The organism is Amycolatopsis sp. NPDC059021, from assembly GCF_042739895.1.
Classification (GTDB): Bacteria; Actinomycetota; Actinomycetes; order Mycobacteriales; family Pseudonocardiaceae; genus Amycolatopsis.
Genome location: NZ_JBHYIQ010000017.1, coordinates 97,334 through 107,707 on the forward strand (window position 1 = coordinate 97,334; position 10,374 = coordinate 107,707).

Consider the following 10,374-nt stretch of genomic DNA (forward strand, 5'->3'; position numbering starts at 1 on the left):
CCTGGTGTTTTTTTCTTATTGGGTTTCTTCCTAGTTTGGGTTTTTACCCCCGCTGGCGGGGGGGGGGGGGGGGCGCCCCCCCCCCCCCCCTTCCCGATGGCGTGGGCATAGTGCAGCTTCCCACGCGTTCCCCCGCGCTTTCCCTGTTCTCACCCAAGAAGACGAATGATCGCGTGGAAAACAGCTCACTCGATAAGACCCGTCCGGCGTGCGACGGCAACGGCTTCCAGTTTCGAATGCGTCCCGGTCTTGGTGAGAATGCGCTGCACGTGATTGCGCACGGTATTGCGCGCGAGCGCGAGTTCTTCGGCGATCTGTTCGGTGCCCAGCCCCTCGGCGACCCGGATCAGCACCTGCCGTTCCCGGATGGTCAGCGCCGGCGCCAGTAGTTCGGGTTTCCCGGCCAGTTCGGCGAGTGCGCCTGCCAGCAATTCGGGCTGGATGACGATCTCGCCGCCCGCGACCGTGCGGATGCTCTCGACGAGTTGCCCGAGCAGCCCCGATTTCAGCAGCAGCCCGGCCCCGCGGGCCTCGAGGATCCTGGCCGCCATGGCGCTGTTCGCGTCGCCGGTGAAGATCAGCACCCTCGTGGACGGCGATTCCGCGCGCAGCCGCGGGATCGCGTCGATCCCGTCGCCGTCGGGCAGCCTGCGGTCCAGCAGCACGACGTCCGGCCGCTGCCGCCCGGTCGCCGGGATCCCTTCGGCGAGGGAATGCGCGCATCCCACCAGTTCGATTTCGGGATACGCCTCGAACGCCGCCGTGAGCGCCTCGGCGACCATCGCGTGGTCCTCGACCAGGAGCACCCGGGTGGGCGTCCCGGCACGGGAAGCACGCGCCCCGCCCGGCGTGTCCGGCATGCACCCACCTCCGGGTCGTCGCGGCGTCGGCGGCCGCCGACGTCATTGTGGCCCACGCGCGCCGGCCGACGCGTCCGCCGACCGGTGCGCGTTTTCCACCCTTTGCCAAGGTCATTCACATTCCGGACCGCATACGTCCGTTCGGTGGCTGAAGGCGGGCCGGGACCGGGCATAGGATGCGGGACGTAGCCGGTCGGCTCCGCTTGGTGGCATCAGGCGGGCCGGCTGTCGCCGTTCTGGACCCCGACGGTCGATCATTCCGTCCCGGGCAGGGAACAGGAGGCGACGGGCATCATGGGTGTACGCATTCAGTTCGCGACGCTGTCGGACGAACGGCGCCGCGGTCGCCCGGCACAGAGCATGAGCCGCGCCGTCGGTGGCCGATCCGATCCGGTACGCCGTCAGAGCGCCGACACCGGCACCGGCCGCCACGGCGAATCCGATCCGCACGGACGAGGTTCCCATGCCTGACCACGACGTCCTGGAACGACCCCCGGCACATCCCCCTGCCGAGGAGCAGGGGCTCGGCACGGCACTGCTTGTCGGCGGACTGCTGGCCGCGGTCGAGATCGCCGAAACCGCCGCGGGGCTCGTGCTCTCGGCGAGCGGTCTCGTCGACACCGGCTACCCGATCCCCGAGGATCCGGCGGCGCCACCGCGCGGCGAATAATCCCGCCCGCACCGTCCCCGGAAAGGTAACCGGACGGACAAATCGGGTCCGCCATTCTGGTGAATCCCCTGCGGCCGTTGTATCAGCGGCCCGCTGGAGCGCGCTCCTCAAAGAGGTACCGCGGAGTCCAGTGCGGGGAGGTCGCGATGCCGTCCACGATGACGTCCGCCGTGCGGACCCGGCGGATCCGGGCCGTCCGGCCGGGTTTCGTGTCCTTCCTCATCCCGTTCGCCGTGCTCGTCGCGATTCTCGTGGCCGCACCGCCCGGTGGTGGTTCCGGGCCGCTTGCCTGGTACACCACCATCGTCTGGTCGCTGCCGACAGTGGTCACGCTCCGCGGGCTTTCCGGTGGCCTGCTGACACGCGGGCGCCCCGCCGCCGAACCGCCACCCGGCCCCGTCCCGCACCGGCTGATCGTGGTGATCCCGACGATCGGCCGATGTGACGTCCTTCCCGCGCTCGAACGCGTCGTCGCGTCGTGCTGCGAACACCTCCCCGCGGCGTTCACGGACGTGCGGATCGACGTCGTCGTGGAGGAAGGCTGCGCCGCGCGGCGGGCGATCACGCTGCTCGCCGGACAGTATCCCCTGGTCCGGATCGTCGAGATCCCCGCCGACTTCCGCACCGCGCGGGGAACGCGCTTCAAGGCCCGCGCCAACCATTTCGCGAACCTGGTGCGGATCACCTGCGGCGAGGCCCGCGACGACGTCTGGGTCCTGCACATGGACGACGACACCGGGGTCGGCGAGGACACCGCCGCCGAGGTGGCCCGCTTCGTCCACGAGCAGCACGCGGCCGGAGAAGCCGGGCTGCACCTGGCACAGGGCGTGCTGACCTATCCCCGCGAGCACGCGAGGAACCGGTGGGTGTGGCTCGCCGACGCGGTCCGGCCCGGCTGCGACGTCAGCCTGTTCGCGGCCGGCACCGGACGCGGGACGCCGAGCACCGGGCTGCACGGCGAACTGCTGCTGATCCGCGCCTCGGTCGAAGCCGCCATCGGCTGGGACTTCGGGCCGTCCTCGACGGTCGAGGACGCCGAGTTCGCCCTGCGCTTCAGCGCGCGGCACCCCGGCCGCAGCGGATGGTTCGCCGGCCGCTCCTACGGCGCGTCCCCGGCGACCGTGCGTGATTTCCTGCGGCAGCGCGAGCGGTGGGTTTCCGGGCTGCTGCGGCTGGTGGTCAACCGCGCGATCCCGGTGCGGCACCGGCTCCCGCTCCTGCACAGTGTCGCGGTGTGGCTGTGCGGCCCGGCCCAGCATCCGGCGGTGGTCCTCGCGCTGGACGCCGTCCTCGGTGGCAAGGCGGCGCCGGTCACCCCGCTGGTCGCCCCGCTGTGGGCACTCAACGCCGCGTTCAGCTGGTGGCTCTACTGGGAGGGCTACCGGATCAACGTCCGCTCCTCCGCGGATTCCCGCTCCCGGTTCGGCGAGTCGGCGCGGTTCCTGGTCATGATCCCGTTGTTCGTGCTGTGGGAGGGCATCGGGATCGTCCGCGGCATCGCGGGGGCGCTGCGCCGCGATCCCACCTTCACCGTCATCGCGAAGCCCCTCTGAGAAAGCACTGTGCGGAAAGGAAAACATGGCCATCGAAGAGCGCAGGCTGACCCTCGAGGTGACCTTGCTGGAAGACCCCGACGAGACCGAACGCACCGAGCTGGCCGAGCGGCTGTGCGCGGAACTCCGGGAACTCGACGTCGACAGTGCGGGGTTCGTGCCGGGCGGCCCCGCCCCGGCGGGCTCGAAGGCCGACGCGGTCACGCTGTCGACCGTACTGCTCACCTTCGCCGCTTCCGGCGGGGTGTTCACCACCGTCATCGGCACGGTCCGGGACTGGCTGCTGCGGCAGCGGCAGCCCGGTGTCGTGGTCGACGTCAAGATCGACGGGGACGAGTTCCGCATCGAGGGCGCGACCTCGGACGAGCGGCAGCGGCTGCTCGAGGCGTTCGTCGCGAAGCATTCGGCGGCCGGATGAGCGGTGGCCGGTACGCGCTGCTCGTCGCGAGCTCCCGGTTCGAGGATCCGGGGCTCGCGCGGCTCGTCTCGCCCGCCGAAGACGTCGAGGCGCTGCGGCGGGTACTCGGCGACCCGGCGATCGGCGGCTTCGACGTCCAAACCCGCGTGAACCGGCCCGCGCACGAGGTTTCCCGCGCGGTGGAAGCGTTCTACGCCGACCGGCGGCGTGACGACATGCTGCTGTTCTACTTCACCGGGCACGGGCTGAAGGACGATCGCGGCAGGCTGTACTTCGCCATGACCGACACCGAACGCCGTTACCTCGGCGCGACCGCGCTCGCCGCGACGTTCCTGCACGACGTCATGGAGCGCGCCCGCTCGCGCTGCGACGTCCTGATGCTCGACTGCTGCTACAGCGGTGCGTTCGCGACCAGCCGGGTGGCCAAGGGCGATCCGGCGATCCACACCTCGGAACGCTTCGCCGCGCGCGGCCGGGCGGTCCTGACGGCGTCGGACTCGATGCAGTTCTCGTTCGACGGCGACCGCAAGGACGGCGAACGGCCGCTGTCGTTGTTCACCGGGCTCGTCGTGGAAGGGCTCCGCACCGGCGCCGCGGACCGCGACGACAACGGCTATGTCGATGTCGACGAGCTCTACGACTACGTCGACGAGCGGATGCACGAGGTCGCGCCGGAGCAGCAGCCGGGCAAATGGCAGTGGGACGTCCAGGGCCGGATCGTCATCGCGAACAACCCGCGTTCCCCCGGCACCGCCCTCACCCCGCCCCCGACCCGGATTCCCCGTGATACCAAGGAAAAGCATCGATTCTCCCGCCGCACTCTCCTGTCCGCCGCCGCCGGCGCCGCGGCGGTCACCGCGGGGGCGGGCATCTGGGGTGCGACGCGGCTGCTGAGCGACGACGGCCCGCGACCGTGGTTCTTCCAGACCGGCGGCGAGATCTACTCGTCTCCCGCCGTCGACGGCGGCACCGTGTTCGTCGGCAGCACGGACCGCAGCCTCTACGCGATCGACCTCGCGACCGGCACCCAGCGCTGGCGCTACATCGCGGGCGGCCCCATCACCTCCTCGCCCGCCGTCGCCAACGGTGTCGTGTACGTCGGCTGCAACGACGGCAACGTGCACGCCGTCGACGCCGCCACCGGCGGGAAACGCTGGACCTTCGCCACCGACGCGGTCATCCACTCCTCACCCGCCTTCGCCGCGGGCACGGTCTACGTCGGCAGCCGCGATCACAACGTCTACGCGATCGACGCGGCGACCGGCAAACAGCGCTGGAAGTTCACCAGCGGGGACTGGTTCAACTCGTCGCCTACCGTGGCCACCGCGTCCAATTCGGACAGTCTGACCGTCTACATCGGATGCCGCGACCACAACGTGTACGCCCTCGACGCCGCCACCGGCGCCCACCGGTGGAACTACACGACCACCCTCACCGTCGATTGCTCGGCCGCGGTGTCCGGGACGACGGTGTGGATCGGTTCCGACGACCAAAGTCTCTACGCGCTCGACGCCCGCACCGGCAAGTGGATCTGGCAGTTCCGCGCCGAAGGCGGGATCGTGTCCAGCCCGGTGCTCGACGGCGACGTCGTCTACGTCGGCAGCGACGACAAACACCTCTACGCCGTCTCGGCTTCGACCGGCCGCCCGAACTGGCGTTACCCGACCGGCAACGGCATCCGCTCCTCCCCCGCCGTCGAGCGCGAGACGGTCTACGTCGGCAGCCGGGACCGCGGCCTCCACGCCGTCGACACGATGACCGGGCAGGCGCGCTGGACGTATCTGACCCGGGGCCCGATCGACGACTCCTCACCCGTGCTGGCCGCCGGTTACGTCCTCGTCGGCAGTCTCGATCACCGCCTCTACGCCGTCCGCGCCGCCGACGGCGCCGGACCGTGACGCACCCGCGCCTTGCGCCGTGCCGTCGTCCGAGGCAGAGACCGGTTCAGGGATTACCACCGTGCCTACCCGAACCCACAGGATAAGCGCGGTCGCGAGTACGATGACCGCGCCAACCCCCAGGCCCCAGGAAGTCGCGTCCGTCCACGTGCGCGCGTCTCTCGCGGTACCGTCGGGATCGGCTGGGTCATACAGGATCGGCATCGAATCGCCCGCCTGGACCGGTCCATCCCCCTGGTAGGCCGAAACCTCGACGGCCAGTGTCGTCCCGCTGACGGTGGTGAATGTGACCTCGGCGAATTGACTTTTACCGGCATAGTAGGTGCTCACAACGGTGCCAGTCGACATGACACCGTAATCCTGCAGCTGCACCGCGTAGTCGTGCGCGAAAAACGCGCCTGCCCCGAGAACCAGTCCGACAGCGAACAGTACCCCCAGGCCGATCCGGTCACGAAGCCGTATCCGGCGGCGAACTCGCCTGTCTCCGACGCGTCGACCAGCCTTGATCAGGCCGGCGCGAAACGCGGTCGCCCGGATGAGCCTCGCGATCCATGAACGCGATCCGCCGCCAGTATGTCTTCTGTCCCCCATGAGAAAATGATCCTCCACTTTCAAGATCAAGTCCACGCGAATGGGGTGATCTGGTTCTGCGACAAGGGCGTCCCTCGGTTCCGGCACCCGGAGGATTCATGGCGTACTCGTCAGGACCGCCGGGGAATCCGCGTCCGGGACGAGGACCGACGGGCTGCCGGTGCCGTCGGCCGGGACCGTCCACACGTCCGAGTGCTCCTGACCGCGGGGCAGTCCGTAGGCGAGTGTGCGGTCGTCCACCCACGCGGCCTGATCGTCGACGGACCGGGTCTCCGCGAGCGGCGTCACCCGGCCGGTGGCCAGGTCGAGCACCGCAAGCCGCCACCCGTGTTCGGGGTCGCCGTCGCGGGCGGCCTTGAACGCGACGCGGCCGCCGTCCGGGGACAGCGACGGGCATTCCACGTTGTCACGGACCGATTCCAGGCGACGGGTGCCGAGGTCGCCGCGCATCAGATAGCGGTGCGCGCCGGTGCTCATGGTGACGTAGAAGTGCCGGTCGTCGGCGGCGAAGGTGACACCCCAGAAGTTGAGGTCCGCGGCCGCATACGGTTTGCCCTCCACGGACACCGTCCAGTCCTCCAGCGTCGGCACCAGTTCCTGCGTCCTGGTGTCCAGGATGCCGACCCGGGTGGAGAACCGGCCGCCGTTGTACGAATCGCCGGTCACGAACACCGTCCACGCCACCAGCCTGCCGCTGGGCGATACCCTGGCCCGGTTCGGGATGCCCGCCAGCGGGATCTCCCGGCGCACCGCGAGATGCTCGTCCAGCACCGCGACCTGGTACGTGGTGAGATCGCCGTCCTGGCGCAGGCATATCCCGGTACCGCCCGCCGCGTACAACCGCTGGCAGCCCACCGGCGACACCGAGCGCTGGGAACCGTTCACGCCGATCAGCCTGCCTCGGCTCTCATCAGCGGTGCTGCGGGCCACCAGACCCGGCCCCGGCGCGATCGACACCTGCGACGCCTCCGCCGTAGCGGTCTTGCCCGGCCGGGCCGCGACGACGGCGAACGCGGCGAGCAGGATCAGCGCGGTGCAGCCGGAAACGGCGACGGCGACCCGGGTGCGTGACCTCATCGCGTCTCCTTTCCACGCTGCCCCGGTAGCAGCACCCAGGTCAGGCCGAGCGCACCGATCGCGGCCCCGAGCGCGAACCCGGTGGGCGCGCTCGCGCCCCAGCCCGCCCAGGCGAGTCCAAACGCGACGGACGAGACGAAGTACGCCAGCGCCTGCACGGTTTGCACGCAGGCCAGCCCGGTGGTGCGCAGCCCGTCCGGGAAACACGGGCCCGCCAGTGCCATCAGCACCCCGTCCGTCGCGGCGTAGAACGTCCCGTAGAGCAGCAGAACCACGGCGGTACCGGGAATTCCCGGCAGGCCGAGGGTGAGCAGGAGGTAGACCGCGGCCAGCGCCGCGTACCCGCACCGCAGCATGAAGCGGCGGCCGAAGCGGTCGGCCAGCACGCCGAACGGGCCGGCCAGCACGAGGTAGACGATATTGGTGCCGACGGCCAGCACCGGGAACCAGCCCGTCGCGATGTCGTGCTGCCGCAGCAGGGCCAGGTAGACGAAGCCGTCGCCGATGGTGCTCAGCCCGAGGACCGCCGCCGCGCCGAGCAGCCGCCGGACCCGGCCGTCGCGCAGCAACGCGGCGGCCTGCCCGAGCGTCACCCTGGCCGCGCCCGGGATGGGCGAAGTCCGGTCCCTGGCGAACAGCACGAGCACCAGCACCCCGGCGACGGCGATGCAGAAACTGACGACGAACAACGCGCTGAACGCGTCCGGGGTGGCACCGCCGACGACGGCCAGCACCCCGAGCGCGACCAGCGGACCGGCGAAGGCCCCCGCGCTGTCCAGCGCGCGATGCACGCCGAAAGCCCGGCCCAGCACGGCTTCCGGAACCGACAGGCTGATCAGCGCGTCCCTCGGCGCGGTCCGCAGCCCCTTGCCCGCGCGGTCGGCGACGAGGACGGCGCCGATCATCGGGGCGCCGGTGACCCCGGCCAGCGCGAGCTTCGCCAGTGCCGAGATCCCGTACCCCACGCCGGCCACCGTCTTGCGCCGCCGGAACCGGTCCGCGACGTAGCCGCCCACCAGCCGCAGCAGCGCGGTCGCGCCGGTGTACAACCCGTCCAGCACGCCGAAGGCGACGGGGCCCAGATGCAGCGTCAGCACGAAATAGAGCGGCAGGACCGCGGTCACCATCTCCGACGAGATGTCCGTCAGCAGGCTGACCGTGCCGAGGACGAACACGGTCTGGCCGACGGCCCGGAGTCCGGGCCGCCGGGCCGACCGGTCGCCACGCCGGACCCTTCTGTCTATTGTGGACAGATACACGGTCAGTGGCCGCCCGTGGCGGTGGCCCAGGTGTCGCTGATCGGCTGTTTGCCCGAAGCCTTGCCCAGTGCGGGAAGCCCGTACATGTCCTCCAGCGTGCGCAACACGTTGTAGTGGTTGATCTGCGTGCCGGACCGGTAACCGGCCTTCACGTGGTCGCCGACGAACAGCGTGCAGATCTGGTTGACCGACGTGAAGTTGTCCTCGTCGAACGTGGCGATCAGCAGGCTGTTGTGCGTCTTGGCCCACTGGGCGTAGCCGTCGAGGTGGGACTTCAGCCAGGAGTCACCCGTCTTGATCGAACAGTCGTGCATGTCATTGCACATGTCGGGAATGACGAACGAAACCGTCGGTAATTTGCTGTAGTCGCTGGGGAAAGCCGAGTACGGCACGTTGTACTCTGCCCCCTTCACGGTCGGGAAGTCCACCCACGGCGCGTGTTTGCGGACGTAGCGGCCCGAACTGCAGCCGGTGTAACCCGCCTTGGGCAGTCCCTCGGAGTACCCCTTGAACGTCTTGCCGGCCTTCAGCAGTTGCTGCCCCAGGTTGTCGGCCTGGGAATCCACCGGGCAGCTGTCCCCGGTGACGCCCTGCTGCGAACCGGAGAACAGCGCGAGGTAGTTCGGCTGGCTGGGGTGGGTCACGCCGAAGGCGTTGGTGAACAACGTCCCCTGCGAGGCGAGCGACTTGATGTAGGACGCGGATCCGTTGTCCCCGGCGATGTCCGAGTAGTTCTTGTTCTCGAACAACGCGATCACCACGTGATCGAACCGCGGGAGCGCGGCAGTGGCGCGGGCGGCCGAGCCCGCCGGTTCACCGGATGCGGCGGCCAGGCCGAGCAGCGCCAGTATCGGCACCGCGGCCAGTTTCGCGACACGGTTGAGCAGCATCACCCATCTCCTTTTCTCGTGATGGATCGACCACTGTGGACGGAATCGCCGGGGGAAGCGGGTCCGAGCGTAGAAAGCGCGAGCCCGCGGCAGTACCTACGTTCGTTGTTAACCGAATAGACGGCTTCACGAGAATCAGCCACTTGGCGGTGGCCGGATTCGCATGTGGACTGCACCATGACGGCATGTCGCTGCCGGACCAGGTGCGCACGGCGCTGAACGACGGCCCGTTCGGCCACGCGTTCGCGTGCGCGGCCGCGCACCGGGGCCTGAGCCTGCGGCAGCTGCGGCACCGGCTGGCGGCACGGGACGTCGCGCTGAGCGCGGTGACGCTGAGCTATTGGCAGACGGGGCGGAGCCTGCCCGAACACGAGGAATCGTTGCACGCGGTCACCGTTCTCGAGGAAATCCTCGAATTGCCCGAAGGCGCGCTGCTCGCCTGCCTCGGCGCGAAACGCCCCCGCGGCCGCGGAGTGCCGTCGTGCCGGGGCGCCCGGCGCCTGCACCGTGCCTGGGACTACCCCGCCTTCCTGCCGCCGCTGTTGCGGGAGTTCGACAGCGCGGCCTTCGACTCCGTGTACCGGGTCGGCCTGCACGACACGGTGTATCTCGACGCGGACCGCCGGCTCAGCCGGATCGTGGTACGCATGCTCGTCGAGGCCCGCCGTGACGCCGCGAGGACCGTGCTGACGACCAGCCGCAGCGGACGCGGTCTCGAACCGCCGTCCGTCCTTCTCGCACGGCACTGCCGGGTCGCCACCGCGAAAACACTGCCCGAAGAGGGATTCGCGCTCACCGAACTGGCCTTCGACCGGGCACTGGACGTCGGCGGGCGCGCCGTCGTCGAGTACACGGAGGACTATTCCTCGCGCACCGTCGCCACCCACCACCACCGCCGGATCGCCGAGCGGATCCGGGACTACCGGGTGTCGGTCGTGTTCCCCCGCGCCGCGCCACCCCGGTCCTGCGTCACCTGGCGGACCCGGTTCCCGGACGGCCGCCGCCTCGGCCTCGCCCCGGTGCCGGTGGGCGAGGACGCCACCGCGGTGGTCCTGGCGGGCGCGGTGGCCCCCGGGATCCACGGCCTGTCCTGGGCCTGGGAGTGACCGGCCCGGCCGTTGATCAAGGTGGACAGCGCGTTCTCAGCGGCCTCATGGG

At 70.1% G+C, this 10,374-nt stretch carries 11 protein-coding genes; 6 read left to right on the top strand and 5 right to left on the bottom strand.

Going from position 1 to position 10,374, the window contains the following annotated elements:
* Nucleotides 1-185 precede the first annotated feature (185 nt).
* Entirely contained in the window at nucleotides 186-860 is a 675-nt protein-coding gene (locus ACFWX1_RS13355; protein WP_378386928.1) for a response regulator, read from the bottom strand.
* Between the two features lie 294 nt (nucleotides 861-1,154).
* Here ACFWX1_RS13355 and ACFWX1_RS13360 point away from each other — a divergent pair, with 294 nt between their 5' ends.
* From ACFWX1_RS13360 to ACFWX1_RS13380, 5 genes are all read left to right on the top strand, one after another.
* Nucleotides 1,155-1,331, top strand: a complete 177-nt coding sequence (locus tag ACFWX1_RS13360) for a hypothetical protein (protein WP_378386930.1) — start codon at nucleotides 1,155-1,157, stop codon at nucleotides 1,329-1,331.
* Nucleotides 1,324-1,530, top strand: a complete 207-nt coding sequence (locus ACFWX1_RS13365) for a hypothetical protein (protein WP_378386932.1) — start codon at nucleotides 1,324-1,326, stop codon at nucleotides 1,528-1,530. Before ACFWX1_RS13360 ends, ACFWX1_RS13365 begins: the two co-directional genes overlap by 8 nt.
* Nucleotides 1,531-1,676: 146 nt before the next feature.
* Entirely contained in the window at nucleotides 1,677-3,083 is a 1,407-nt protein-coding gene (locus ACFWX1_RS13370) for a glycosyltransferase family 2 protein (protein WP_378386934.1), read from the top strand.
* Between the two features lie 25 nt (nucleotides 3,084-3,108).
* Complete coding sequence (locus ACFWX1_RS13375) at nucleotides 3,109-3,501, top strand: hypothetical protein (protein WP_378386936.1); 393 nt, start codon at nucleotides 3,109-3,111, stop codon at nucleotides 3,499-3,501.
* A complete protein-coding gene (locus ACFWX1_RS13380; RefSeq protein WP_378386937.1) occupies nucleotides 3,498-5,399 on the top strand; it encodes a PQQ-binding-like beta-propeller repeat protein in 1,902 nt (633 codons plus the stop codon). The genes ACFWX1_RS13375 and ACFWX1_RS13380 overlap by 4 nt, the downstream gene beginning before the upstream one ends.
* On the opposite strand, the gene ACFWX1_RS13385 is transcribed toward ACFWX1_RS13380, so the two are convergent.
* Genes ACFWX1_RS13385 through ACFWX1_RS13400 form a run of 4 tightly spaced genes read right to left on the bottom strand, consistent with a single transcriptional unit; the run spans nucleotide 5,310 to nucleotide 9,216 of the window.
* The gene (locus ACFWX1_RS13385) at nucleotides 5,310-6,026 is read right to left on the bottom strand and encodes a DUF3592 domain-containing protein (RefSeq protein ID WP_378386939.1); all 717 of its coding nucleotides are present in this window, start codon (nucleotides 6,024-6,026) and stop codon (nucleotides 5,310-5,312) included. The genes ACFWX1_RS13380 and ACFWX1_RS13385 overlap by 90 nt on opposite strands.
* 60 nt (nucleotides 6,027-6,086) lie before the next feature.
* Nucleotides 6,087-7,067, bottom strand: coding sequence for a hypothetical protein (locus tag ACFWX1_RS13390; protein ID WP_378386941.1), 981 nt, complete (start codon nucleotides 7,065-7,067; stop codon nucleotides 6,087-6,089).
* Nucleotides 7,064-8,326, bottom strand: a complete 1,263-nt coding sequence (locus ACFWX1_RS13395; RefSeq protein ID WP_378386943.1) for an MFS transporter — start codon at nucleotides 8,324-8,326, stop codon at nucleotides 7,064-7,066. Before ACFWX1_RS13395 ends, ACFWX1_RS13390 begins: the two co-directional genes overlap by 4 nt.
* 2 nt (nucleotides 8,327-8,328) lie before the next feature.
* Nucleotides 8,329-9,216 carry an alkaline phosphatase family protein gene (locus ACFWX1_RS13400; protein ID WP_378386945.1) on the bottom strand — a complete coding sequence of 296 codons (888 nt, stop codon included), beginning with the start codon at nucleotides 9,214-9,216 and terminating at the stop codon, nucleotides 8,329-8,331.
* Between the two features lie 185 nt (nucleotides 9,217-9,401).
* Between ACFWX1_RS13400 and ACFWX1_RS13405 the strand changes: the two genes are divergently transcribed.
* Nucleotides 9,402-10,322, top strand: coding sequence for a hypothetical protein (locus ACFWX1_RS13405; protein ID WP_378386947.1), 921 nt, complete (start codon nucleotides 9,402-9,404; stop codon nucleotides 10,320-10,322).
* Nucleotides 10,323-10,374: the final 52 nt, after the last annotated feature.